The 25848-nt window shown below is 69.2% G+C and carries 23 protein-coding genes and 1 pseudogene; 20 read left to right on the forward strand and 4 right to left on the reverse strand.

The genetic code is table 11. The annotated features are described in order from the left end of the window. The first annotated feature begins 65 nt into the window (after positions 1-65). The 12 genes from pyrR (at position 66) to metK (ending at position 13129) form a co-directional block, all read left to right on the forward strand. Positions 66-620: a bifunctional pyr operon transcriptional regulator/uracil phosphoribosyltransferase PyrR gene (gene pyrR / locus ABQE44_RS17620; RefSeq protein WP_448391297.1), complete on the forward strand. Its 555-nt coding sequence runs from the start codon at positions 66-68 to the stop codon at positions 618-620. Beyond that, positions 617-1570: an aspartate carbamoyltransferase catalytic subunit gene (locus tag ABQE44_RS17625; protein WP_448391298.1), complete on the forward strand. Its 954-nt coding sequence runs from the start codon at positions 617-619 to the stop codon at positions 1568-1570. The genes pyrR and ABQE44_RS17625 overlap by 4 nt, the downstream gene beginning before the upstream one ends. Beyond that, the gene (locus tag ABQE44_RS17630) at positions 1567-2871 is read left to right on the forward strand and encodes a dihydroorotase (protein WP_448391300.1); all 1305 of its coding nucleotides are present in this window, start codon (positions 1567-1569) and stop codon (positions 2869-2871) included. The genes ABQE44_RS17625 and ABQE44_RS17630 overlap by 4 nt, the downstream gene beginning before the upstream one ends. Then, the gene (locus tag ABQE44_RS17635; protein WP_448391301.1) at positions 2868-3368 is read left to right on the forward strand and encodes a PH-like domain-containing protein; all 501 of its coding nucleotides are present in this window, start codon (positions 2868-2870) and stop codon (positions 3366-3368) included. The genes ABQE44_RS17630 and ABQE44_RS17635 overlap by 4 nt, the downstream gene beginning before the upstream one ends. After that, positions 3365-4489 (forward strand): glutamine-hydrolyzing carbamoyl-phosphate synthase small subunit, encoded by a 1125-nt coding sequence (carA, locus tag ABQE44_RS17640; RefSeq protein ID WP_448431087.1) that lies wholly within the window; start codon positions 3365-3367, stop codon positions 4487-4489. Before ABQE44_RS17635 ends, carA begins: the two co-directional genes overlap by 4 nt. A 69-nt stretch (positions 4490-4558) precedes the next feature. Then, positions 4559-7906 carry a carbamoyl-phosphate synthase large subunit gene (carB, locus tag ABQE44_RS17645; protein ID WP_448431089.1) on the forward strand — a complete coding sequence of 1116 codons (3348 nt, stop codon included), beginning with the start codon at positions 4559-4561 and terminating at the stop codon, positions 7904-7906. Next, entirely contained in the window at positions 7903-8721 is an 819-nt protein-coding gene (gene pyrF, locus ABQE44_RS17650) for an orotidine-5'-phosphate decarboxylase (protein ID WP_448391305.1), read from the forward strand. The genes carB and pyrF overlap by 4 nt, the downstream gene beginning before the upstream one ends. A 508-nt stretch (positions 8722-9229) precedes the next feature. Further along, positions 9230-9544: an integration host factor, actinobacterial type gene (gene mihF / locus ABQE44_RS17655; RefSeq protein WP_006244838.1), complete on the forward strand. Its 315-nt coding sequence runs from the start codon at positions 9230-9232 to the stop codon at positions 9542-9544. Positions 9545-9560: 16 nt separating this feature from the next. Continuing rightward, a complete protein-coding gene (gene gmk / locus ABQE44_RS17660) occupies positions 9561-10136 on the forward strand; it encodes a guanylate kinase (RefSeq protein ID WP_448431091.1) in 576 nt (191 codons plus the stop codon). 75 nt (positions 10137-10211) lie between these two features. Further along, complete coding sequence (gene rpoZ, locus ABQE44_RS17665; RefSeq protein WP_448431093.1) at positions 10212-10529, forward strand: DNA-directed RNA polymerase subunit omega; 318 nt, start codon at positions 10212-10214, stop codon at positions 10527-10529. 19 nt (positions 10530-10548) lie between these two features. After that, the gene (coaBC, locus tag ABQE44_RS17670; RefSeq protein ID WP_448431095.1) at positions 10549-11796 is read left to right on the forward strand and encodes a bifunctional phosphopantothenoylcysteine decarboxylase/phosphopantothenate--cysteine ligase CoaBC; all 1248 of its coding nucleotides are present in this window, start codon (positions 10549-10551) and stop codon (positions 11794-11796) included. Positions 11797-11920: 124 nt separating this feature from the next. Continuing rightward, complete coding sequence (metK, locus tag ABQE44_RS17675) at positions 11921-13129, forward strand: methionine adenosyltransferase (RefSeq protein WP_448431097.1); 1209 nt, start codon at positions 11921-11923, stop codon at positions 13127-13129. A gap of 4 nt (positions 13130-13133) precedes the next feature. Here the strand turns inward: metK and ABQE44_RS17680 are convergent, their stop codons facing one another. The 3 genes from ABQE44_RS17680 to ABQE44_RS17690 are packed head-to-tail and all read right to left on the reverse strand — an operon-like array spanning position 13134 to position 16574. After that, positions 13134-14615: a flavin-containing monooxygenase gene (locus ABQE44_RS17680; protein WP_448431099.1), complete on the reverse strand. Its 1482-nt coding sequence runs from the start codon at positions 14613-14615 to the stop codon at positions 13134-13136. After that, positions 14612-15592 carry an alpha/beta hydrolase gene (locus ABQE44_RS17685; RefSeq protein WP_448431101.1) on the reverse strand — a complete coding sequence of 327 codons (981 nt, stop codon included), beginning with the start codon at positions 15590-15592 and terminating at the stop codon, positions 14612-14614. The genes ABQE44_RS17680 and ABQE44_RS17685 overlap by 4 nt, the downstream gene beginning before the upstream one ends. Positions 15593-15611: 19 nt before the next feature. Further along, complete coding sequence (locus tag ABQE44_RS17690; protein WP_448431103.1) at positions 15612-16574, reverse strand: alpha/beta hydrolase; 963 nt, start codon at positions 16572-16574, stop codon at positions 15612-15614. On the opposite strand from ABQE44_RS17690, the gene ABQE44_RS17695 reads away from it, so the two are divergent. Genes ABQE44_RS17695 through ribD form a run of 8 tightly spaced genes read left to right on the forward strand, consistent with a single transcriptional unit; the run spans position 16573 to position 25690 of the window. Further along, positions 16573-17307 (forward strand): lysoplasmalogenase, encoded by a 735-nt coding sequence (locus ABQE44_RS17695; protein ID WP_448431105.1) that lies wholly within the window; start codon positions 16573-16575, stop codon positions 17305-17307. The genes ABQE44_RS17690 and ABQE44_RS17695 overlap by 2 nt on opposite strands. After that, on the forward strand, positions 17294-19312 hold the full coding sequence (locus tag ABQE44_RS17700) for a primosomal protein N' (RefSeq protein WP_448431107.1): 2019 nt from the start codon (positions 17294-17296) through the stop codon (positions 19310-19312). Before ABQE44_RS17695 ends, ABQE44_RS17700 begins: the two co-directional genes overlap by 14 nt. 25 nt (positions 19313-19337) lie before the next feature. Further along, positions 19338-21146, forward strand: a complete 1809-nt coding sequence (locus ABQE44_RS17705) for a DUF2207 domain-containing protein (RefSeq protein WP_448431109.1) — start codon at positions 19338-19340, stop codon at positions 21144-21146. Then, positions 21140-21676, forward strand: a complete 537-nt coding sequence (locus tag ABQE44_RS17710; protein WP_448431111.1) for a LemA family protein — start codon at positions 21140-21142, stop codon at positions 21674-21676. Before ABQE44_RS17705 ends, ABQE44_RS17710 begins: the two co-directional genes overlap by 7 nt. 30 nt (positions 21677-21706) lie before the next feature. Next, the gene (gene fmt, locus ABQE44_RS17715) at positions 21707-22636 is read left to right on the forward strand and encodes a methionyl-tRNA formyltransferase (RefSeq protein ID WP_448431113.1); all 930 of its coding nucleotides are present in this window, start codon (positions 21707-21709) and stop codon (positions 22634-22636) included. Continuing rightward, a complete protein-coding gene (locus ABQE44_RS17720) occupies positions 22633-24012 on the forward strand; it encodes an RsmB/NOP family class I SAM-dependent RNA methyltransferase (protein WP_448431115.1) in 1380 nt (459 codons plus the stop codon). Before fmt ends, ABQE44_RS17720 begins: the two co-directional genes overlap by 4 nt. Before the next feature lie 5 nt (positions 24013-24017). Continuing rightward, positions 24018-24692: a ribulose-phosphate 3-epimerase gene (gene rpe / locus ABQE44_RS17725; protein WP_448431117.1), complete on the forward strand. Its 675-nt coding sequence runs from the start codon at positions 24018-24020 to the stop codon at positions 24690-24692. Further along, positions 24689-25690 (forward strand): bifunctional diaminohydroxyphosphoribosylaminopyrimidine deaminase/5-amino-6-(5-phosphoribosylamino)uracil reductase RibD, encoded by a 1002-nt coding sequence (ribD, locus tag ABQE44_RS17730; protein WP_448431119.1) that lies wholly within the window; start codon positions 24689-24691, stop codon positions 25688-25690. The genes rpe and ribD overlap by 4 nt, the downstream gene beginning before the upstream one ends. On the opposite strand, the pseudogene ABQE44_RS17735 reads toward ribD, so the two are convergent. Then, a pseudogene (locus tag ABQE44_RS17735) lies at positions 25687-25848 on the reverse strand (hypothetical protein); the annotation flags it as partial. The gene ribD and the pseudogene ABQE44_RS17735 sit on opposite strands and share 4 nt — an antisense overlap.

Below are 25848 nucleotides of genomic sequence, written 5' to 3' on the forward strand. Positions count from 1 at the left end.
CTCGGCGAAGTTTCGACGTCCTTTAAAGAGCCGTCCCGAGAGGCGGAGAAGGAGGTCAGAGTCGCTTGGGCTCTTCAGGCACCGACCGGGAGTTGATGTCCGCAGCGGACGTCGGCCGGACCATCTCCCGTATCGCCCACCAGATCATCGAAAAGACCGCACTCGACGGTTCCGATGCACCACGCGTCGTCCTGCTCGGCATCCCCACCCGCGGTGTGATTTTGGCCACCCGGCTCGCCGAGAGGATCAAGGAGTTCTCCGGCGTCGACGTCCCGCACGGCGCGCTGGACATCACGCTGTACCGCGACGACCTCAACATCAAACCGCCGCGACCGCTCGAGGACACCTCGATACCCGAGGGCGGTATCGACGACGCGCTGGTGATCCTGGTCGACGACGTCCTGTACTCGGGGCGGTCGGTGCGCTCGGCGCTGGACGCGCTGCGCGATATCGGCAGGCCCCGCGCCGTGCAACTGGCGGTGCTGGTCGACCGCGGCCACCGTGAGCTGCCGCTGCGCGCCGACTACGTGGGCAAGAACGTGCCGACCTCGCGCAGTGAGAGCGTGCATCTGCTGCTTTCCGAACACGACGACCGCGACGGGGTGGTGATCTCCAAGTGACGAGCCGGCACCTGCTGTCCGCCGCCGACCTGTCCCGGGAGGAAGCACTGGCCATCCTCGACGACGCCGACCGGTTCAGCCAGGCGCTACTGGGCCGCGAGGTCAAGAAGCTGCCGACGCTGCGTGGGCGCACCGTCGTCACGATGTTCTACGAGAACTCCACCCGCACCCGGGTGTCCTTCGAGGTGGCCGGAAAGTGGATGAGCGCCGACGTCATCAACGTCAGCGCCACGGGATCGTCGGTGTCCAAAGGTGAATCGCTGCGCGACACCGCGCTGACCCTGCGCGCCGCCGGCGCCGACGCGCTGATCATCCGCCATCCCTCCTCCGGTGCGCCGCAGCAGCTCGCTGAATGGACGGCCTCCGGCGGCGACGGTCCCGCGGTGATCAACGCCGGCGACGGCACCCACGAGCACCCCACCCAGGCGCTGCTCGACGCGCTGACCATCCGCCAGCGGCTCGGCGACATCGAAGGCAAGCGGGTGGTGATCGTCGGCGATGTTTTGCACAGCCGGGTCGCCAGGTCGAACGTACTGTTGCTCAACACCCTTGGTGCCGAGGTGGTTTTGGTCGCGCCGCCCACGCTGCTGCCCGTCGGGGCCGACACCTGGCCGGTCACCGTGTCACACGACCTCGACGCCGAACTGCCCGTCGCCGACGCGGTGCTGATGCTGCGGGTGCAGGCCGAGCGGATGAACGGCGGATTCTTCCCGTCGGCCCGCGAGTACTCGGTGCTCTACGGGCTCTCGGAGAAGCGGCAGGCGATGCTTCCCGGCAACGCGGTGGTGTTGCATCCCGGCCCGATGGTCCGCGGTATGGAGATCGCATTCTCGGTGGCCGAATCGACCCAATCGGCGGTGTTGCAACAGGTTTCCAACGGTGTGCACGTGCGGATGGCCGTGCTGTTCCACCTGCTGGTGGGAGCTGACAGGGAGGTTCTCAACGCATGAACACCCTGATTCGAGGAGTTCGGCGCTACGGCGAGGGCGACCGGGTCGATGTGCTGGTGGCCGACGGCCAGATCGCCGAGATTGGCGCCGGGCTGGCTGAGTCCGGAGGACTCGAAAAGGCCTGGGATGTGTTCGACGCCACCGATCACGTTCTGCTGCCCGGCTTCGTCGATTTGCACACCCATCTGCGGGAACCCGGCCGCGAGTACGCCGAAGACATCGAAACCGGCTCGGCGGCAGCGGCTTTGGGTGGCTACACGGCGGTGTTCGCGATGGCCAACACCAACCCGGTCGCCGACAGCGCGGTGGTCACCGACCACGTGTGGCACCGCGGCCAGCAGGTCGGTCTGGTCGACGTGCACCCGGTCGGGGCGGTCACCATGGGGTTGGCCGGCGCCCAGCTGACCGAGATGGGTCTGATGGCCGCGGGCGCCGGGCAGGTGCGGATGTTCTCCGACGACGGCATCTGCGTGCACGATCCGCTGATCATGCGTCGCGCCCTGGAGTACGCCAACGGGCTTGGCGTCCTGATCGCCCAGCACGCCGAGGAACCGCGGCTCACCGTCGGCGCTGTCGCACACGAAGGGCCAAACGCAGCCCGGCTCGGGCTGGCCGGATGGCCGCGCGCCGCCGAGGAGTCGATTGTGGCACGCGATGCGCTGCTGGCCCGCGACGCCGGATCCCGGGTGCACATCTGCCACGCCTCCACCGCCGGCACCGTGGAGATCCTCAAATGGGCTAAGGCGCAAGGCATCTCGATTACCGCCGAGGTGACTCCGCATCACCTGCTGCTCGACGACGGGCGGCTGGCCAGCTACGACGGCCGAAACCGGGTCAACCCACCGCTGCGGGAGGCCGCCGACACCGAAGCGCTGCGCCAGGCCCTGGCCGACGGGGTGATCGACTGCGTGGCCACCGATCACGCCCCACACGCCGAGCACGAGAAGTGCTGTGAGTTCGCCCAGGCCCGGCCCGGAATGCTCGGACTGGAAACCGCGTTGTCGGTCGTGGTGCAGACGATGGTGCGGCCCGGGCTGCTGAGCTGGCGCGATGTGGCGCGCGTGATGAGTGAGAACCCGGCGCGCATCGTCGGGTTGCCCGACCAGGGCAGGCCGCTGGAGGTGGGCGAACCGGCCAACCTCACCGTCGTCGACCCCGATGCCACCTGGACGGTCGACGGTACGGTGCTGGCCAGCCGGTCGGCCAACACGCCCTACGAAACGATGGAACTGCCGGCGTCGGTCACGCTGACCATGCTGCGCGGCAAGGTCACTGCACGCGACGGGAAGTGTCCGGCGTGAACACGGGGACGTTGGTGGGGTCGCTGGTGCTGGCCGCCATCCTCGTCGTGGTGATCGCGGTGCTGATCCAGGCGATGATGCGGGGCTGGCGCCGTCGCGCCGAGCGGCAGGCCGAGCTCATCGGGACGCTTCCACCGCTGCCGGACACCGTCGGCGAAGCGATCGTCGCGCCGACAAAGGGCCTCTACGTCGGCAGTACACTGGCACCACGCTGGAACGATCGCGTGGTGGTCGGAGATCTCGGCTTCCGTACCAAGGCGGTGCTGACCCGCTACCCCGAGGGAATCATGGTGCAGCGCAGCGGCGCACGACCGATTTGGATCCCCGACGAGTCGGTCACCGCGATCCGCACCGAACGCGCGATCGCCGGGAAGGCCATGACGCACGAAGGAATCTTGGCCATCCGGTGGCGGTTGCCGTCGGGCGCCGAGCTCGACACTGGGTTTCGTGCCGATGACCGGGGGGAATATGCGCGATGGCTTGAGGAGGCTGCATGAATTCCAAAGCGGTACTGGTGCTCGAGGACGGCCGCGTCTTCACCGGCACCGCGTACGGCGCCGTCGGGCAGACGCTGGGGGAGGCCGTGTTCAACACCGGGATGTCCGGCTACCAGGAGACGCTTACCGATCCGAGCTACCACCGCCAGATCGTGGTCGCCACCGCACCGCAGATCGGCAACACCGGCTGGAACCACCAGGACGCCGAGAGCCGAGACGACAAGATCTGGGTGGCCGGCTACGCGGTGCGTGACCCGTCTCCGCGCGCGTCGAACTGGCGCGCCAGCGGAACGCTGGAAGACGAACTGGTGCGCCAGAACGTCGTCGGCGTCGCGAACATCGACACCCGCGCCGTGGTGCGACACCTGCGCAGCCGCGGCTCGATGAAGGCCGGCGTGTTCAGTGGAGATGAGGCTGCGGCGTCCTTGGACGAGTTGGTGACCCGCGTGCAGGCGCAGCCGTCGATGCTGGGCGCCGATCTGGCCGACGAGGTCAGCACCGACACCGCCTATGTGGTGGAACCCGAAGGGCCGGCACGCTTTACCGTCGTCGCCGTCGACCTGGGTATCAAGACCAACACCCCGCGCAGCTTCGCCCGCCGCGACATCCGAACCCACGTGCTGCCGTCGTCGGCCACGTTCGAGCAGATCGCCGACCTGAAACCCGACGGCGTATTCCTGTCCAACGGACCCGGCGACCCCGCCACCGCCGACCACATCGTCGCCGTCACCCGCGACGTGCTCGGCGCCGGGACCCCGCTGTTCGGCATCTGCTTCGGCAACCAGATCCTCGGCCGCGCGCTGGGCCGATCGACCTACAAAATGGTCTTCGGGCACCGCGGCATCAACATCCCGGTCATCGACCACGCCACCGAACGGGTCGCGGTGACCGCGCAGAACCACGGGTTCGCATTAGAAGGAGAGCGGGGCGAGGTTTTCAATACCCCGTTCGGCAAGGCGATCGTCAGCCACACCTGCGCCAACGACGGTGTGGTCGAGGGGGTCAAACTTCTTGGCGGGAAAGCATTTTCGGTGCAGTACCACCCGGAGGCCGCGGCCGGTCCGCACGACGCGAACTACCTGTTCGACCAGTTCGTCGACCTGATGGCGGGGGAGAAGTGAGCGCTCACTGCGGTACAGATTTCGGTGCGCTCTGCGTACCTAGATGCGCGCTCGCGCAGGAGGTAGCCCATGCCTAAGCGCACCGACCTCAACCACGTGCTGGTCATCGGGTCCGGGCCGATCGTGATCGGGCAGGCCTGCGAGTTCGACTACTCCGGTACCCAGGCCTGCCGGGTGCTCAAGGCCGAGGGCCTGCAGGTCAGCCTGGTCAACTCGAACCCGGCGACCATCATGACCGACCCGGAGTTCGCCGATCAGACCTACGTCGAACCGATCACGCCGTCGTTCGTCGAACGCGTCATCGCCCAGCAGGCCGAACGCGGCAACAAGATCGACGCGTTGCTGGCCACGCTCGGCGGGCAGACCGCGCTCAACACCGCCGTCGCGCTCTACGAGAACGGGGTGCTGGAGCGCTACGGCGTCGAGCTGATCGGCGCCGACTTCGAGGCGATCCAGCGCGGTGAGGACCGGCAGCGGTTCAAGGACATCGTCGCCAAGGTCGGTGGTGAATCCGCCCGCTCGCGTGTGTGTTTCACGATGGACGAGGTCAGGGAGACGGTGGCCGACCTGGGGCTGCCGGTCGTGGTTCGGCCCTCGTTCACGATGGGCGGGCTCGGCTCGGGGATGGCCTACTCCGCCGAGGACGTGGACCGGATGGCCGGTCACGGCCTGGCCTCCTCGCCCAGCGCCAACGTGCTGATCGAGGAATCGATCTTCGGGTGGAAGGAATACGAGCTCGAGCTGATGCGCGACGGCAACGACAACGTGGTCGTGGTCTGCTCGATCGAGAACGTCGACCCGATGGGCGTGCACACCGGCGACTCGGTCACCGTCGCGCCCGCGATGACGCTCACCGACCGCGAGTACCAGACGATGCGCGATCTGGGCATCGCGATCCTGCGTGAGGTCGGCGTCGACACCGGCGGCTGCAACATCCAGTTCGCCGTCAACCCGGCCGACGGCCGGCTCATCGTCATCGAGATGAACCCCCGGGTGTCGCGCTCGAGCGCGCTGGCCTCGAAGGCCACCGGGTTTCCGATCGCCAAGATCGCCGCCAAGCTGGCCATCGGCTACACGCTCGACGAGATCGTCAACGACATCACCAAGGAGACCCCGGCCTGCTTCGAGCCGACGCTGGACTATGTGGTCGTCAAGGCCCCGCGGTTCGCGTTCGAGAAGTTCCCCGGCGCCGACGACACGCTGACCACCACGATGAAATCCGTCGGCGAGGCAATGTCGTTGGGCCGCAACTTCATCGAGTCGCTGGGCAAGGTGATGCGCTCGCTTGAGACCACCAGGGCGGGCTTCTGGACCGCGCCGGACCCCGACCTCACCGTCGACGAACTGCTGCAGAACCTCAAGACACCCACCGACGGCCGACTCTACGACATCGAGTATGCGCTGCGCCTCGGCGCCACCGTCGAGCAGGTGGCCGAGGCTTCCGGTGTCGACCCCTGGTTCGTCGAACAGATCGCCGGGCTGGTGACGCTGCGCGCGGAGATCGTCGAGGCCCCCGTGCTGGACACCGATCTGCTGCGGCGCGGGAAGTACCACGGCCTGTCGGACCGCCAGATCGCCGCGCTGCGACCCGAACTGGCCGGTGAGGTCGGGGTGCGGGCGCTGCGGGAACGACTCGGCATCCACCCCGTCTACAAGACGGTCGACACCTGCGCGGCCGAGTTCGAAGCCAAAACCCCGTACCACTACAGCAGCTACGAACTCGATCCCGCCGCCGAGACCGAGGTGGCCCCGCAGACCGAGCGGCCCAAGGTGCTCATCCTGGGCTCGGGTCCCAACCGCATCGGTCAGGGCATCGAGTTCGACTACAGCTGCGTGCACGCCGCCACCACACTGAGCCAGGCCGGCTTCGAGACCGTGATGGTCAACTGCAACCCCGAAACCGTGTCCACCGACTACGACACCGCCGACCGGCTCTACTTCGAACCGCTTACGTTCGAAGACGTCCTCGAGATCTATTACGCTGAACAGCAATCCGGGCGCGGCGGCCCCGGTGTCGTCGGCGTCATCGTGCAGCTCGGCGGGCAGACCCCGCTGGGCCTGGCCGACCGCCTCGAACAGGCTGGGGTGCCGATCGTCGGCACCAGCCCCAGCGCGATCGACCTGGCCGAGGACCGCGGCGCGTTCGGCGAAGTGCTGACCAACGCCGGGCTGCCCGCACCGAAGTTCGGTACCGCCACCAGCTTCGAACAGGCCCGCCGGATCGCCGCCGACATCGGATACCCCGTGCTGGTCCGCCCGTCCTACGTGCTGGGCGGCCGCGGTATGGAGATCGTCTATGACGACGAGACGCTGCACGGCTACATCACCCGCGCCACTCAACTCTCACCCGAGCACCCGGTGCTCGTCGACCGGTTCCTCGAGGACGCCATCGAGATCGACGTCGACGCGCTGTGCGACGGCACCGAGGTGTACATCGGCGGCATCATGGAGCACATCGAGGAGGCCGGTATCCACTCCGGCGACTCATCGTGCGCGCTGCCGCCGGTGACGTTGGGCCGCAGCGACATCGAAGCGGTGCGCAGCGCCACCGAGGCCATCGCGCACGGAATCGGCGTCGTCGGCCTGCTCAACGTGCAGTACGCGCTCAAAGATGACGTGCTCTACGTGCTGGAGGCCAACCCACGCGCCAGCCGTACGGTGCCATTCGTGTCGAAGGCCACCGCGGTGCCGCTGGCCAAGGCGTGTGCGCGGATCATGCTGGGTGCCACAATCGCCGAACTGCGCGCCGAAGGTGTGTTGACCAAGACCGGTGACGGTGCTTCGTTTTCTGCGAACGCCCGCAACATCCCGGTGGCGGTCAAGGAAGCCGTGCTGCCGTTCAACCGGTTCCGCGGCGCCGACGGTGCGCAGATCGACAACCTGCTGGGCCCGGAGATGAAGTCCACTGGTGAGGTGATGGGCATCGACCGCGACTTCGGCAGCGCGTTCGCCAAGAGCCAGACCGCCGCCTATGGCTCACTGCCGATCGAGGGCACGGTGTTCGTCTCGGTGGCCAACCGGGACAAACGGTCGCTGGTGTTTCCGGTCAAGCGGCTCGCCGACCTGGGCTTTCGGGTACTCGCCACCGAGGGCACCGCGGAAATGCTGCGCCGCAACGGGATTCCGTGCGATGAAGTGCGCAAGCACTTTCAGGAGCCAACTCCCGACGGACCGAAGATGTCTGCGGTCGACGCGATCCGGGCCGGTGAGGTCGACATGGTGATCAACACCCCGTACGGCAACTCCGGGCCGCGCGTCGACGGCTACGAGATCCGCTCGGCGGCGGTGTCGAACAACATTCCGTGTGTGACGACGGTGCAGGGCGCGTCGGCGGCGGTGCAGGGCATCGAGGCGGCGATCCGCGGTGAGATCGGCGTGATGGCCCTGCAGGAACTGCACAGCGCGCTGGGCACGTGAGCGGGTTCGGTCGGCGGCTGGCCGAGGCCGTCTCGGCGCGCGGACCGCTGTGCCTGGGCATCGATCCGCACCCCGAACTGCTACGGGCGTGGGAGCTTTCGGCCGACGCCGACGGGCTGCGGAGGTTCTGTGACATCTGCGTGACGGCGTTCAAGGGGTTCGCGATCGTCAAGCCGCAGGTGGCGTTCTTCGAAACCTACGGCGCGGCAGGCTATGCGGTGCTCGAGCACACCATCGCGGCGCTGCGCGAGGCCGAAGTGCTGGTGCTCGCCGATGCCAAGCGCGGTGACATCGGATCCACGATGGCCGCCTATGCGCAGGCGTGGGCGGGCGATTCACCGATTGCGGCCGACGCGGTGACCGCCTCGCCGTATCTGGGCTTCGGCTCGCTGCAGCCGCTGTTGGACACTGCGCTGGCCCACGGGCGTGGGGTGTTCGTGCTGGCCGCCACCTCCAACCCGGAAGGCCACACCGTCCAGCGTGCGCTTGGCGACGGCCGGACCGTCGCGCAGTCGATCGTCGACGCCGCCGCCGCCATCAACCGCGGCGGCGCACCCGAACCGGGCGCCGTCGGTGTCGTCGTCGGCGCCACCGTGGCGCAGCCGCCCGATGTGAGCGCGCTGGGCGGGCCGGTGCTCGTTCCTGGCGTCGGCGCCCAGGGTGGACGTCCAGAGACCCTGGCGGGGCTCGGCGGGGCAAAGCCGGGCCAGTTGCTGCCCGCCGTATCCCGGGAGGTGCTGCGGGCCGGGCCGGATGTGGCCACGCTGCGGGCGGCGGCCCAGGCGATGCGCGACGCGGTGGCCTACCTCGGCTGAGCACGCGGTTCGCAATTTGCGCTGAGGGCTATGGCAGGCGCCGCGCACGACCCTGACGCAAAATCGAGCACACATCCGAAGCGGTCAGAGTCACAGCTGTAACACAGCAAACATTGGCACCAGGTGTCGCAGAAGCGACGCATCAGCGCTGCTCGACACGCCCGACATGCGCTGACCAGCGAAAATTTTTCGAAAACCCCGCCGCGCCGGGCCTCGGACCACACGGAAAACCGGCGTCGCATCGGCCGTGGTCCCGGGCTCGCGCGAAATCCCTTGAGTGCTAGGAAATTCCGCTCGATCGCGGCCCGATTACCCGGTTCCCGCGTTCAGCGCCGCGGCCCGGCGTCTGGCGTGCCACTGCCTTACACGCTGGGCTTTTGGCCTCGTAACCGGGGGGTGGGGTTCGCATTCGTCAGGATGCGTGGGTACGGTCGTCGTCGCTGGCTGTTGTGGACTTGTCCGAGCAGCCGATTTAAAACAATTGATGGTGATGAGACGGAGGAACCCCGTGGCCCTTCCCCAGTTGACCGACGAACAGCGCGCGGCCGCGTTGGAGAAGGCTGCCGCCGCACGTCGAATCCGGGCCGAACTCAAGGATCGGCTCAAGCGCGGTGGCACCAACCTCAAGCAGGTGCTCAAGGACGCCGAGACCGACGAGGTCCTCGGCAAGATGAAGGTTTCCGCACTGCTGGAGGCCCTGCCCAAGGTGGGCAAGGTCAAGGCGCAGGAGATCATGACCGAGCTCGAGATCGCCCCCACCCGCCGGCTGCGCGGCCTGGGCGATCGTCAGCGCAAGGCGCTGCTGGAAAAGTTCGACCAGTAGTTCCCGGACGCAGAAGTTGAGCGCCGGCCGAGGGGCCGGTCGGGTAGTTGTGCTGTCCGGCCCCTCTGCCGTCGGGAAATCGACGCTCGTGCGCTGTCTGCGCGAACGCATTCCCGACCTGTACTTCAGCGTGTCGGTCACCACCAGGGCGCCTCGCCCCGGCGAGGTCGACGGTGTCGACTACGCGTTTATCACTGATGAACAGTTCGCCCAGCTGATCCACAGCGGGGCCCTGCTGGAGTGGGCCGAAATTCACGGTGGCCTGCACCGCTCCGGCACCCCGGCGCAGCCCGTGCGCGACGCCACGGCGGCCGGTCATCCCGTCCTCATCGAGGTGGATCTCGCCGGTGCGAGGTCCGTCAAGCAGGCGATGCCCGAGGCCCTCACCGTGTTCGTTGCGCCGCCGGACTGGGCCACGCTTCAGAGCCGGCTGACCAGGCGGGGCACCGAAACCCCCGAGGTGATGGCGCGCCGGCTGGCCACCGCCAAGGCCGAACTGGCCGCACAGGGCGAGTTCGACGCCGTCGTGGTCAACAGCCAATTGGAATCGGCCTGCGCCGAATTGGTATCCTTGCTGGTGGCCCACGATTGACCCAGCGCCGTACCCGGCGCAGACGTCCCCGATAGCCACCTTTTAGTCACAGGCAACCGCCAGGAGAATTTTTACGTGAGTACCCCGCACGCCGATACGCAGCTGGCCGCTGTGGACGACTTCGACACGTCCGCCGCCGGCGCCTACGACACGCCGCTCGGCATCACCAACCCGCCGATCGACGAGTTGCTGGAGCGCGCATCGAGCAAGTACGCCCTGGTCATCTACGCCGCCAAGCGCGCGCGCCAGATCAACGACTACTACAACCAGCTCGGTGACGGCATCCTCGAGTACGTCGGCCCGCTGGTCGAGCCGGGCCTGCAGGAGAAGCCGCTGTCGATCGCGCTGCGCGAGATCCACGCCGACCTGCTCGAGCACACCGAAGGCGAGTAGCAACCCAGGAGCGGCCCGCATGGAGCCCAAGCGGATCATCGTCGGCGTCGCCGGGGGCATCGCCGCTTACAAGGCGGCGACCGTGGTCCGCCAACTCACCGAGGCCGGACATTACGTCCGCGTCGTCCCGACCGAGTCCGCGCTTCGGTTCGTCGGCGCCGCGACGTTCGAAGCGCTGTCCGGCAACCCCGTGCACACCGGCGTCTGGGACGACGTGCACGAGGTGCCCCACGTCCGCATCGGCCAGCAAGCCGACCTCGTCGTCGTCGCACCCGCCACCGCCGACCTGCTGGCCCGTGCGGTCATCGGACGCGCCGACGATCTGCTGACCGCGACGCTGCTCACGGCGCGATGTCCGGTGCTGCTGGCGCCCGCCATGCACACCGAGATGTGGTACCACCCCGCGACCGTCGACAACGTCGCCACGTTGCGGCGCCGGGGCGCGGTGGTGCTCGAACCCGCGTCGGGCCGGCTCACCGGCGCCGACACCGGTGCCGGGCGGCTGCCCGAGGCCGAGGAGATCACCACGTTCGCCCACCTGCTGCTGGCCCGCGGTGACGCCCTGCCCTACGACCTGGCCGGCGTCAAGGCGTTGGTCACTGCGGGCGGCACCCGCGAGCCGATCGATCCGGTGCGGTTCATCGGCAACCGCAGCTCCGGCAAGCAGGGCTACGCGATGGCCCGGGTGATGGCCCAGCGCGGTGCGGAGGTCACGCTGATCGCCGGGAACACCGCGGGGCTGATCGACCCGGCCGGCGTCGACGTCGTGCACATCGGATCGGCCGCCCAGCTCAAAGACGCGGTGTCCAAACATGCGCCCGACGCACACGTGCTGGTGATGGCGGCCGCCGTCGCCGACTTCCGTCCGGTCAGCCAGGCCACCAACAAGATCAAGAAGGGCCCGGAAAGCGAAGGCGAACCCGTCATCGAGCTGACCCGCACCGACGATGTGCTGGCAGGCGCGGTGCGCGCCCGCGCCGACGGGCAGCTGCCGAATATGCGCGCCATCGTCGGGTTCGCCGCCGAGACCGGGGACGCCAACGGCGACGTGCTCTTCCACGCCAGGGCCAAACTCGCGCGCAAGGGCTGCGATCTGCTCGTCGTCAACGCCGTCGGGGAGAACCGGGCGTTCGAGGTGGAAGACAACGCCGGCTGGCTGCTCGCGGCCGACGGCACGGAGTCGGCTCTGGAACACGGCTCCAAGACGCTGATGGCCAGCCGTATCGTTGATGCGATCGCCTCGTTCCTCGGGAGCGGCGCCGGGTAGCTCGAGCCGCGCGACAAGCTGCGGCTAAGGGTTGCGCCGAACCCGCGCACGCGCTTGGGTGCATCAGGCGGGCCAAACCCCAAGGCATACAATTCGTCCAACTAACTTTCGGAAGGATCACACCGTGACGCAAGCTCGGCTGTTTACCAGTGAATCGGTAACCGAGGGCCATCCGGACAAGATCTGCGACGCCATCAGCGACTCGGTGCTCGACGCGCTGCTGGCGGACGATCCCAAATCCCGGGTCGCGGTGGAGACACTGGTGACGACCGGCCAGGTGCACGTCGTCGGCGAGGTGACGACCGCGGCCAAGGAAGCGTTCGCCGACATCACCAAAACCGTGCGCGAACGGATCCTTGAGATCGGCTACGACTCATCGGATAAGGGCTTCGACGGCGAGACCTGCGGCGTCAACATCGGCATCGGCGCGCAGTCACCCGATATCGCCCAGGGCGTCGACACCGCCCACGAGACCCGCGTCGAGGGTGCCGGCGACCCGCTGGACTCCCAGGGCGCCGGTGACCAGGGGCTGATGTTCGGCTACGCCATCAAGGACACCCCCGAGCTGATGCCGCTGCCGATCGCGCTGGCGCACCGGCTGTCGCGCCGGCTGACCGAGGTCCGCAAGAGCGGTGTGCTCGACTACCTGCGCCCCGACGGCAAGACCCAGGTCACCGTCGCCTACGACGGCGTCACCCCGGTGCGCCTCGACACCGTGGTGCTCTCCACGCAGCACGCCGCCGGTATCGACCTTGATGCGACGCTGACGCCCGACATCCGCGAGAAGGTCGTCAACACCGTGCTGGCCGACCTCAACCACAGCACGATGGACACCTCCGACTTCCGCCTGCTGGTGAACCCGACCGGCAAGTTCGAACTCGGCGGGCCGATGGGCGACGCCGGGCTGACCGGCCGCAAGATCATCGTCGACACCTACGGCGGGTGGGCCCGCCACGGCGGCGGCGCGTTCTCCGGTAAGGATCCGTCCAAGGTGGACCGTTCCGCGGCTTACGCGATGCGCTGGGTGGCAAAGAACGTGGTCGCCGCGGGCTTGGCCGAACGTGTCGAGGTGCAGGTCGCCTACGCGATCGGCAAGGCCGCCCCGGTCGGGTTGTTCGTCGAGACCTTCGGCAGCGAGACCGTCGATCCCAGCCGCATCGAGAAGGCCATCACCTCGGTGTTCGACCTGCGGCCCGGCGCGATCGTGCGCGACCTGGACCTGCTGCGCCCGATCTACGCGCAGACCGCCGCCTACGGGCACTTCGGCCGCACGGACGTCGACCTGCCGTGGGAGCGCCTCGACAAGGTCGATGAGCTCAAGGCCGCCGTCTAGTTGCTCACGAACTGAACGCGTAGTCGTCGATCGGGAACCGGCGGCTGCGCCAGTGCGCCTCCAGCGTGGTGGCCGGCCGTAGCGGCACGTCGCCGTTGACGTCGAAGTAGTAGCTGTTGGCGAGCTTGCAGCTGTCCTGCCAGAAGATCTGGCGGTGCCGTTTGCGCATCATCTCGGCGAAGTAGCGGTCGTTGGCTTCCTGTTTCACCTCGACGCGGGTGGCGTGGTTGCGCCGGGCGTGGGTCAGGCACCGCACGATGTGGTGCGTCTGGGCCTCGATGAGCGCGAAGTAAGAGCTTCCGACGTACCCGTACGGCCCGAACACGGTGAAGAAGTTCGGGAAGCCGGGCGCGCTGACGCCCTCGTAGGCCTGCAGCCGCTGCTCGTTCCAGTAGCTCGACAGCGAGCGGCCACCAGGGCCGGTGACCGCATAGGTCGGCACGCTGTCGGGATCCATCACCTTGAAGCCGGTCGCCAGGATGAGCACGTCGATATCGCGGGTCTGCCCGTCGGCGGTCGCCACCCCGGTACCGGTGATCTTGTCGATCGGTTCGGTCACCAGCTCGACGTTGTCGCGGTTGTACGTCGACAGGTAGGTGTTGTGGAATCCCGGCCGCTTGCAACCGACGGCGTAGCGCGGGGTGAGCCTGTCGCGGACCTGCGGGTCGTTGACCTCTTTGCGTAGGTAGTACTTGCCGATGTTCGCCATCCGCTTGGCCATCGGGTTGACCGTGAAGTACTGCGCGGGCAGCGTGAACGTGAGCTCGACGTAGGCCTGGCTGATCAGCCGCTGCAAAGTGTGACCGCCCGGCAGCCGCATCAACGCCCGCAACGCCGGTGACAGCGGCACGTCGAACTTCGGGAAACACCAGATCGGGGTGCGCTGAAATACGGTGAGCTGCTCCACGATCGGCGCGATCTCCGGAATCACCTGAACCGCTGAGGCGCCGGTGCCGATGACCGCGACGCGTTTACCGGTGAGGTCCAGGTCGTGATCCCAGCGCGCGGTGTGCATGGTGACACCGGTGAACGAGTCGACACCGTCGATGTCGGGCAGGTTCGGGGTGATCAGCACGCCGCAGGCGTTGATCAGGTAGCGCGCGGTGACGACGCCGCCGGGGTCGGTGCGGATATGCCACAGGTCGGCGTCGTCGTCGAAGTCGGCGGTCAGCACCTTGGTGTTGAACCGGATCTTGGGCGCCAGCCCGTACTTGTCCACGCAGTGCTCGGCGTAGGCCTGCAGTTCGTGACCGGGGGCGTAGCTGCGTGTCCAGTCCGCGCTCTTCTCGAACGAGAACTGGTAGGAGAACGACGGAATGTCCACGGCGATACCGGGATAGGTGTTCCAGTACCACGTGCCGCCGGGGCCGTCGCCGGCCTCGACCACCAGGTAGTTGCCCATCCCGGCCTGGTCCAGCTTGATCGCCGCGCCAATGCCGGAAAACCCCGCGCCGACGATGACGGTGTCGTAATCCGGCACGGTCATGACGGCTCCCGGCGCGGGTGCAGCGCGGCCTTCAGCGCCGCCAGCCCGCGGTCGGTGGCCTCAGCGGCGGCCGGAACCAGCAACGCGAAGTTGACGTAGCCGTGCACCAACGTCGGTTCGTTGCGGAGCTCGACGGGTACCCCTGCCGCACTGAGCAATTCTGCATAGCGCGCACCGTCGTCGCGAAGGGGGTCGTACTCGGCGGTGCCGATGAACGCCGGCGGTAGCCCCGACAGGTCCGCGGTGTTGGCCGGAGCCAGCGTCGGCGGCAGCTTGGCGGGATCACTGGTGTCCATATCGGCCAGATACCAGTGCAGAAACGCCGCCACCACGTCGCGGTCGAGGATGGGGCCGTCGGCGTTCTCGATCATCGACGGCAGCGTGGTGTCGCCGGTGGTCGACGGATACCACAGCAGCTGAAAGACCAGCGGTGGACCGCCCTGATCGCGGGCCAGCTGGGTCATCACCGCCGAGATGTTGCCGCCCGCCGAGTCGCCGGCCACCGCGACCCGGGCCGGGTGGCCGCCGAGCTCTGCGGCGTGCTCGCCGACCCAGCGCAGCGCGGCCCAGGCATCGTCGATGCCGGCCGGCCACGGATGCTCGGGCGCGAGCCGGTAGTCCACCGATACGACGATCGCTTCGGCGCCCACCGCGTGGCTGCGCGCCACCGGATCGTGGGTGTCCAAATCACCGATTGACCAGCCGCCGCCGTGGTAGAACACCACGACCGGCAGGTTGTCGTGCTGCTCGACGGGCGGCCAGTAGATGCGCACCGGGATGTCGGTGATGTCGCCGTAGCCGACCGTGCGTTCTTCGATTCGCATCTCCGGCAACATCTCTGGTGGCGCCTTCATCTGGCGCATCTGTTCGCGGGCAACCTCGACGCCGTCCTCGGCGGTGAACTTGAACGGAAACGCGTCGAGCAGCGCCTGCATGGTCGGGTCGATACCCGGCCGCGGTGCCGTGGGATCGGTCATGAGCCCACGGTAGCGCGTGTCATCGGCGGTGTAGCACTTCTCGCAGTGCTGCCAAACCCCGGTCCATTGCCTCGGTGGCCGCGGGCACCACGCCCGCATAGCCGAGATAGCCGTGGACCAGCGTCTCGGCGTTGTGCAGCTCGACGGGCACCCCGGCGGCGGCCAGCAACTCGGCGTAGCGGGCGCCGTCGTCGCGCAGCGGATCGTGGCCGGCGACGGCGATGTAGGCCGGCGGCAGGCCGGACAGGTCCTCGGCGCGGGCGGGCACCAACGTGGCCGGCGGATCCGACATATCCAAATCGCCGATGTACCAACGCGTGTAGCCGCCGCACGCGGACAGGTTGAGCACCGGCGCTTCGGCGTTCTCCGTGAATGACGGCAGCGTGGTGTCGAACGTCGTGGACGGATACCACAGCAGCTGAAACGCGATCGCCGGCCCGCCCGTATCGCGTGCCAGCTGGGTCATCGCCGCGGCCAGGTTGCCGCCGGCGGAGTCACCGGCGACGGCGAGCCGAGCAGGATCGGCGCCCAGTTCCGCGGCGTGCTGTCCCACCCATTGCGTTGCCGCCCAGGCATCCTCGACGGCGGCGGGGTAGCGGTGTTCGGGTGCCAGCCGGTAGTCCACCGACACCACCACCGCGTCTGCGCCGACGGCGTGCGTGCGGGCCGTGCCGTCGTAGGTGTCGAGGTCACCGACCGACCAGCCGCCGCCGTGCAGGAACACCACCACCGGCGCGGCGGCCCCGTCGGCCTCGGACGGCCAGTACACCCGGATCGGGATCGGGCCGGCGGGCCCGTCGATGGTGCGGTCCTCGGTGCGCAGCTCGGGATGGACTTCGCGGCGCGGCAGGTCGGCGAACCGGCGACGCGCGGCCTCGGGTCCGCCGTCGGTTGTCAACTGAAACGGAACGGCCTCCAGTACCTTCTGCAGCATGGCATCTATCGGCTCGGGGGCGGCCGGCTTCTCTTCAGCAACGGACATGGGAACACCGTACGTTTCCCGGCGCACCAAGCTGCTCTGGGTGAGCGCCGCGGTGGTCGCCGCCTGCTACGGGGTGTTTCTGATCGTCACCGCGATCCGGTTGCCCGCCGGTGCGGAGCTGACCGGTCAGTTCACCCTGCAACCGGCGGCCAAGGCGCTGGCCGCGGTGCTGTTGGCCGCCGCGGCCGCTAGCCATCCGATCGCGCGGGAACGACGCTGGCTGATCGGTGCCCTGCTGTTCTCGGCCGCGGGCGATTTTCTGTTGGCGCTGCCTTGGTGGGAGCCGTCGTTCGTGCTGGGACTGTCGGCGTTCCTGGTGGCGCACCTGTGCTTTCTCGGTGCGCTCGTGCCGCTGGTCGAGCGGACGGCGCCGGGGGTGGCGTTTGCGACGGTCACCATCGCCGCCTGTGCGGCGCTGCTGATCTGGTTCTGGCCCGGGCTGATCGCCGAGGGGATGGCGGTGCCGGTGGTGCTCTACATCGCGGTGCTCGGGGCGATGGTGTGCGCGGCGCTGCTGGCCCGGCTGCCGACGCCGTGGACCGCGCTGGGCGCGGTGTGTTTCGCGGTGTCCGACGCGATGATCGGGATTAGCAAGTTCGTGCTGGCCCCGGAGAACGCCGAAGCCTTGGCGGTGCCGATCTGGTGGGGCTACTCGGCCTCGCTGGTGCTCATCACGGCCGGCTTCTTCTTCGGCCGAGGCCACTCGAATTCGCGGAGAAATGTCGAGCGGTAAGGAACGTTCGGCCACCAGACAGCAGGCCGAGCACGAGCCGATCGCGCGCGTGCTGCCCATGCTGTCGGTGCCGCACCTCGACCGGGAGTTCGACTACCTGGTATCGGCCGAGCAGTCTGACGACGCCCAGCCCGGTGTGCGGGTACGGGTGCGGTTCTCCGGTCGGCTGGTCGACGCCTTCATCTTCGAAAGGCGTTCGGACACCGACCATGTCGGCAAACTCGGCTGGCTGGACCGGGTGCTGTCGGCCGAGCCGGTGCTCACCCCCGAGGTGCGCCGGCTCGCCGACGCGGTCGCCGCGCGTTACGCGGGTACCCGCGCCGATGTGTTGCGCCTGGCCATTCCGCCGCGCCACGCCCGCGTCGAGAAGCAACCCCAGACCGAGCCGGCGCCGCTGTCCGTCAAACCCGTTGACGCCGCGGCCTGGTCGGCCTACGGCGGCGGGGAGCGGTTCCTGGCCGCGCTGGGCGACGGCCGCGCCGCCCGTGCCGTCTGGCAGGCGCTGCCCGGTGAGCGCTGGGCCGAGCGGCTCGCCGAGATCGCGGCTGCCACCGTCGACTCCGGGCGCGGGGTGTTGGTGATCGTGCCGGACCAGAGCGACATCGACACGATGCACGCCGCCGCCGTCGCCTACGTCGACGAGGACCGGGTGGTGGCGCTGTCGGCGGGTCTCGGTCCCGCGCAGCGCTACCGGCGGTGGCTTTCGGTGCTGCGCGGCAGCGCTCGCGTGGTGATCGGCACGCGCAGCGCGGTCTTCGCACCCGTCGCCGACCTCGGTCTGGCGGTGGTGTGGGACGACGGCGACGACACCCTCGCCGAGCCTCGCGCGCCCTACCCGCACGCCCGCGAGGTCGCGATGCTGCGCGCGCACCAACTGCGCTGCGCGGCGCTGATCGGCGGCTATGCCCGGACGGCCGAAGCCCAGGCGCTGGTGCGCAGCGGCTGGGCGCACGACCTGGTGGCACCACGCACCGCGGTGCGGACCACCGCGGCGCGCGTCGTCGCCGTCGAGGACAGCGGCTACGCGCAGGAACGCGATCCCGCCGCCCGCACCGCACGGCTGCCGTCGATGGCGCTGCAGGCTGCGCGCACCGCACTGCAACAGGGCACACCGGTGCTGGTGCAGGTACCGCGACGCGGATACGTGCCCGCGCTGGCCTGCAACCGCTGCCGCGTCGTGGCGCGGTGCAGGCACTGCACCGGACCGCTGTCGCTGCCGGACCGCGACACCGCCGGGGCGGTGTGCCGGTGGTGTGGCCGCGTCGACACCGCGCTGCGCTGCGCGCGCTGCGGATCCGACGCCGTCCGGGCGGTGGTCGTCGGCGCCCGCCGCACCGCCGAGGAACTCGGCCGGGCGTTCGCCGGTACGACGGTCATCACCTCCGGCGGTGACACGATGGTGTCCAGCGTCGCCGCCGCGCCTGCTCTCGTGGTCGCGACGCCCGGCGCCGAGCCGAAGGCCGCCGACGGGTACGGTGCGGCGCTGCTGCTGGACAGCTGGGCCCTGCTCGGCCGCCAGGACCTGCGCGCGGCCGAGGACACCCTGCGACGCTGGATGGCCGCTGCCGCTCTGGTGCGCAGCCGCGCCGACGGGGGTGTGGTGGCGGTGGTCGCCGACTCGGCGATTCCCACTGTGCAGGCGCTGATCCGGTGGGATCCGGTTGGCCACGCCGAGGAAGAACTCGACGCCCGAACCGAGGTCGGGCTGCCCCCGGCGATGCACATGGCCGCCGTCGACGGTGTGCCCGAATCGGTGCGCGCGCTGCTCGACGCCGTGGAAATGCCCGACGCCGCAGAGGTTTTGGGGCCTGTCGACCTGCCAGTCGGGGCGCGACGGCCGCCGAGTGTGCCGCCGGGGAGCGCCGTGAGCCGGATGCTGGTGCGGGTGCCCCGCGGCGGCGGCCTGGCACTGGCGACCGCCCTGCGCCGGGCCATCGGCCTGCTCAGCGCCCGCCACGATCAGCACCCGGTTCGTGTGCAAATGGACCCGTTGCACATAGGGTAATGCGCACACGGAACCGGAGGTGGGTATGCGGCGGCTACTCCTGGTGCTCATCCTGTTGGGACTCATCACGTTTGGCCTGCTGTGGCCGCGACTCTTCGATTCGTGGTCGGAGCAGGCTTCCGACGCCGCGGACCCGGTGGTGTTCAGCGAGTTCCGCGCCGACTTCACCGTCGCCGCCGACGGCCGCCTCGACGCGGTTGAGACCATCACCGCCGAGTTCCCCGCCGGGCGCCACGGCCTGTTCCGGTACTGGGATGTCGCCAACCCCAACGTTCCCGGCATCCGGCAGCGACCGCAGATCACCTCGATACTGCTAGACGGCGAGCCGGCCAAGTACGAGATGCTGTGGGAGAACGGCACGCGCTTCCGCGTCGCCAAGATCGGCGACCCCTACGTGTACCTGAGCCCGGGCACCCACCTCTTCGAGATCCGCTACACCATCGACGGGGTGCTCGACCCGGCCGACATCGGCGCCGACAGGCGGTTCGCGACGTCGGTCGGTTCGGCCGAAACCGCGGAGTCGGTGTTCTTCTGGAATGTGATCGCCCCGTCGTGGAACAACCGGATCCAGCGCGCCGACATCTCAATCACGCTGCCCGGCGAGGTCGGCCGCGTGCAGTGTGCGGTCGGCCACGGCGTCGGATCACCCTGCCGCGGTGCCAGCGCATCCGCGGGCACCGTACAACTGTCGGCGGTCAACCTGCCGCCGCGCACCCCGGTCACGGTGCGGGCCAGCCTCGACCTTCCGGCCCCGCCCCGCCACGAGCTGCCGTGGCCGCAGGCATGGGACGGAGTGTTGGGCCAGTCCGTCGCGGGGCTGGTCTGGGTCGGCGGGCTCACCGTCGCCGCGGCGCTGCTCGCCATGTGGTGGTACGGCCGAATCCTGGAGACCCCGCCCGGATTTCCGTTGCAGTACAGCCCTCCGGACGGCCTCGGCCCGGTCCAGACCGAATACATCCGCACCGAGGACGTGCCCGCCAACGCGCTCACCGCCACGCTGTTCCACCTCGCCGAACGCCGGCTGATCGCGCTGCAGCAGATCAGCGATAAACACTGGAAGATCCGCGGGATCGCCGACGAGGGGGCCTGGGCCGACGTCGATCCCGTCGGCGTCACGGTCGGTGCGGCGCTCAAGGTGCTGGGACCCGGTAAGGAGTTCGACGCCAAGCGGACCGTCAAGTCGGGCGAGCGGTTGAGCAAGGCTAAAACCGAGCTGGCCGCGGCAGCGCGAAATTGGGCGCTCGACGAGAAGCTGCTCGTCAAGAAGCGCTCCGAGTGGTGGCTGCGGGCGGCCAACGCCGCCGCGTTCGTGGTGATGCTGCTGTGCTTCTTTCGGTGGTTCGGCATCACCAACACGCTGTGGGCGTTGCCGTTCGCGGTGTTCTTCCTGTTGACGACGCCGGCCTGGTTGCCCGGTGTCGGCACCCGCCGCACCGCTGCGGGCCGCGAACTGTGGTCGCGCGCAGGCGGATTTCACCGCATGCTGGCCACCGACTCCGCCGAGAGCCGGTTCGACTTCGCAGCGCGCAAGGACCTCTACACCGCCTACATTCCGTTCGCGGTGGCCGCGGGTGCTGCGGCGCTGTGGGCCGAGAAGTACGAGGCGGTGATGGGTCAGCCTGCCCCCCAACCGGACTGGTATCACGCGCCGGCGTCGAGCGGGTTGGGTTTCACCAGCGGTTCCGGCGGGGCGAACTTCGACAGTTTCGAATCGGCGTTGTCGTCGTCGATCAGTGCCTACACCGCCTCGCAGTCGTCTTCGTCGTCCTCCGGTGGCGGCGGAGGCGGCGGTGGCGGTGGCGGTGGAGGAGGAGGTGGAGGCGGATCATGGTGAGGTTGCTGCTGATCGTTTTGCTGGTGCTCGCGGTGGCGGCGCTGGTCAGCTTTGTGTTGGGCTACAACAGGATTCGCGCCGCCGACATCCGGGTCGCCGAGGCGCTCTCGGGAATCGACGTGGAGTTGATGCGCCGGGCCTCGCTGATCCCCAGCCTGGTGCACACCGTGCAGACATTCGCCGCGCACGAGAAAGCCATCCTCGACCACGTCACCGACGCCCGCGCCGCGCTGGCGTCGGCGACGACGGGTAAGTCGGTCGCGCAGCGCAGCGCGGCCGAGAAGGAACTCGACAGCGCGTTGGTGCCGTTGCTGGCGCTCGGCCAGAACTATCCGCAGCTCAACTCGTCGCAGAACTTCCTGCAGCTGCAGAACAGCCTCGCCGACACCGAGGACAAGTTGGCGTTCGCCCGCCAGTACTACAACGACGCGGTCGCCACGGTGAACCAGCTGATCACCACGATTCCGTGGATGTTCGTCGCGCCGTTGGTCGGGGTGTCCGAACGCGAGTTCTACCAGACGCCACGGTGAGCGCCGCCGTCGTCTCACTAGACTGGCTCGGTGCGCATCGTCTTCGCCGGCACCCCGGAACCCGCCCTGCCGTCGCTGCGCCGGCTTCTCGAATCGCCACGCCACGACGTCGTCGCGGTGCTGACCCGCCCCGACGCCGCCGCGGGCCGGCGGGCCAAACCATCACCTTCGCCGGTGGCCCGCATCGCGCTCGAACACGACATTCCGGTGCTACGGCCGGCCCGGCCCAACTCCGATGAGTTCATCGCCGAACTGACCGAGTTGGGCCCGGACTGCTGCGCGGTGGTGGCCTACGGCGCGCTGCTGAGCGAGCAACTGCTGGCCGTGCCCCGACACGGCTGGGTCAACCTGCACTTCTCGCTGCTGCCGGCCTGGCGCGGCGCCGCGCCCGTGCAGGCCGCGATCGCCGCCGGCGACACCGTGACCGGTGCGACGACCTTTCTGATCGAACCCGCTCTGGACTCCGGCCCCGTCTACGGCGTGGTCACCGAGACCATCCAGCCGACCGACACGGCGGGGGATCTGCTTGAGCGGCTGGCAGTTTCGGGCGCTGCGCTGTTGGAGACGACGCTGGACGGCATCGCCGACGGTACGTTGACCCCGGTCCCGCAGCCGTCCGACGGGGTCAGCGTCGCCCCGAAGATCACCGTCGAGCAGGCCCGCGTGCGGTGGGACCTGCCCGCCCACGTGGTGGAACGACGCATCCGCGCCGTCACCCCCAACCCCGGCGCCTGGACGAAGATCGGCGACCTGCGGATCAAGCTCGGGCCGGTGACTGTCGACGGCGACGCAGAACCGTTGCCGCCCGGCACAATTCAAACTGACCGCAAAAGCGTGCGGGTCGGCACCGCGTCGCAGCCGGTGCGGCTCGGCGTCATCCAACCGCCCGGCAAGAAGCCGATGAACGCCGCCGACTGGGCCCGCGGCGCCCGGCTCGACGACACCGCGCAGGCGACATGACCAGACCCCGCCGCCCCCGCCCCGCGCGCCGTCGACCGCTCGACCCAGCCCGCCGCGCGGCCTTCGACGTGCTGCGCGCGGTATCGGAGAAAGACGCCTACGCCAACCTCGCGCTGCCCGCACTGCTGCGCGAACGCGGAATCAGCCGCCGCGACGCGGCATTCGCCACCGAGCTGGCCTACGGCACGTCCCGAACCCGCGGGCTGCTGGACGCGATCATCAGCCACGCCGCCGGACGCCACACCGACCGTATCGATCCCGTGCTGCTCGATCTGCTGCGGCTGGGCGCCTACCAGCTGCTGCGCACCCGCGTCGAACAACACGCCGCCGTGTCCACCACCGTCGAACAGGCCGGTATCGAATTCGACTCGGCCCGTGCGGGTTTCGTCAACGGTGTGCTACGCACCATCGCCGGGCGCGACGAGAGCGCCTGGGTGCAGCAGCTGGCGCCCGACAAGGCCGCCGATCCGATCGGTCACGCGGCGTTCGTGCACGCCCACCCCAGGTGGATCGCGCAGGCGTTCGCCGACGCGCTCGGCGCCGAGGCCGGCCAGCTCGAAGCGCTTCTGGCCAGCAATGAGGCGCGGCCCGCCGTGCACCTGGCGGCGCGCCCCGGCGCGCTGACCGCCGAGGAACTGGCCGCGCAGGTCGACGGCACCGTCGGGCGGTATTCACCGCACACGGTGTATCTGGCCGGGGGTGATCCCGGCCGGCTGGAGCCCGTACGCGCCGGCGCGGCGCTGGTGCAGGACGAAGGCAGCCAGCTGGTGGCCCGTGCGCTGACGCTGGCCGAACTCGACGGACCCGATACCGGCCGGTGGCTGGACCTGTGCGCCGGGCCTGGCGGAAAGACCGCGCTGCTGGCCGCCCTGGCCGCTGAGCAGGGCACGGCGCAGGTGACCGCCGTGGAACCCAACTCGCGGCGCGCTGAGCTCGTCGAGCAGAACACCCGGGGGCTGGCCGTCGACGTGCTGCGCGTCGACGGGCGCGATAGCGGTCTGGAACCCGGCTTCGACCGGGTGCTGGTGGACGCGCCGTGCACCGGGCTGGGCGCATTGCGGCGCAGGCCGGAAGCGCGGTGGCGCCGCCAACCCGACGATGTGCCGCAACTGGCCAAGCTGCAGCGCGAACTGCTGGCCGCCGCGATCTCGCTGACCCGGCCGGGCGGGGTGGTGCTGTACGCGACGTGCTCACCGCACCTGGCCGAGACGGTCGGCATCGTCGCCGACGCGCTGCGCCGCCACCCGGTGAGCGCACGGGACACCCGGCCGCTCTTCGCGCCCGTCGATCAGCTGGGTGACGGACCGTACGTGCAGCTGTGGCCGCACCGGCACGGCACCGACGCGATGTTCGCCGCCGCGCTCCAGATAAGGTGACGAACATGTCGAAGCCCCTGATCGCGCCGTCGATTCTGGCAGCCGACTTCGCCAGGCTGGCCGAGGAGGCCGCCGCCGTGAAGGGCGCCGACTGGTTGCACGTCGACGTGATGGACAACCACTTCGTGCCGAACCTGACCATCGGCCTTCCGGTGGTCGAGGCGCTGCTGCCCACCACCGACATCCCGATGGACTGCCATCTGATGATCGAGGACCCGAAGCGCTGGGCGCCGCCGTACGCCGAGGCCGGCGCCCACAACGTCACCTTCCACGCCGAGGCGACCGACAAACCCGTCGCCGTCGCCCGTGACATCCGCGCCGCGGGCGCCAAGGCCGGCCTGGCCGTCAAACCGGGCACCCCGATCGAGCCCTACCTGGAGATCCTTCGCGAGTTCGACACGATGCTGATCATGTCGGTGGAACCGGGCTTCGGCGGGCAGAAGTTCATCCCCGAGGTGCTTCCCAAGGTGGGTGTCGTGCGCCGCCTGGTCGACGCCGGCGAGCTGACCATCCTGGTCGAGATCGACGGCGGCATCAACGCCGACACCATCGAGCAGGCGGCGGCGGCCGGGGTGGACTGTTTCGTTGCCGGTTCGGCGGTGTACAGCGCGGAGGATCCCGCCGCCGCGGTGGAGTCGTTGCGCCGCCAGGCCGCTGCGGCGTCCACGCACCTTCGATGAACCTCGAGGCCGCGATGCGGCTGGCCGTCGACAAGGCCAACGAGGTCAAGGGCAGGACGTATCCGAACCCGCCGGTGGGCGCGGTCATCCTGGATCGCGACGACGAGGTGGCAGGCGTCGGTGCCACCGAACCGCCGGGCGGTCCGCACGCCGAGGTGGTCGCGCTGCGCAGGGCGGGGGAGCGCGCCGTCGGCGGCACCGCGGTGGTGACGCTGGAACCGTGCAACCACCACGGCAGGACCCCGCCGTGTGTGGATACCCTTGTCGCGGCGGGAGTTTCACGGGTCGCCTACGCGGTGACCGATCCGAACCCGGTGGCCGCAGGGGGTGCGGCGCGGCTGGGTGAGGCGGGTATCGAGATGCTCGCCGGTGTGCTGGCGACAGACGTCGCGGGCGGCCCGCTACGGGAGTGGCTGCACAAACAGCGCACCGGATCTCCGCATGTGACATGGAAGTTCGCCACCAGCGTCGACGGCCGAAGTGCGGCGGCCGACGGCAGCAGCCAGTGGATCACCAGCGAAGCCGCGCGCGCCGACGTGCACCGCAGGCGCGCGGTGGCCGATGCGATCGTGGTCGGCACCGGTACGGTGTTCGTCGACGACCCCGCGCTGACCGCGCGACGGCACGACGGTTCGCTCGCCGAGCGCCAACCGTTGCGGGTCGTCGTCGGCGAACGCGAGATACCTTCTGATGCAAAGGTTCTGAACGACGATTCACACACGATGGTGATCCGCACCCGAGATCCCAACGAGGTGCTCAAGGCGTTGTCGGACCGCACTGACGTGCTGGTGGAGGGCGGGCCGACGCTGGCGGGTGCGTTGCTTCGGGCGGGGGTGATCGACCGCATCCTGGCCTATGTGGCGCCGATCCTGTTGGGCGGCCCGGTAACCGCGGTCGACGACGTCGGTGTGCTGTCCATCGCCCACGCCCAACGATGGCGTTTCGACGGGATCGAACCGATCGGTCCGGACGTGATGCTCAGCCTGGTGCCCGCCTAATCGTCGCTATCTACTTCGGAGTCTTCTTCGGGTGACAGGGGCCGGTGCTCGATGAGGTCGCGGGTGCCCGATCCGAGCCGTTCGCGAAACGCCTGCACCGTGTAGCCCACCACCACCGCGTCGGGGGGGGGCCCCCCCCCCGCCCCGCCGGGGCGGGG

This window comes from Mycolicibacterium sp. XJ2546 (assembly GCF_053483195.1).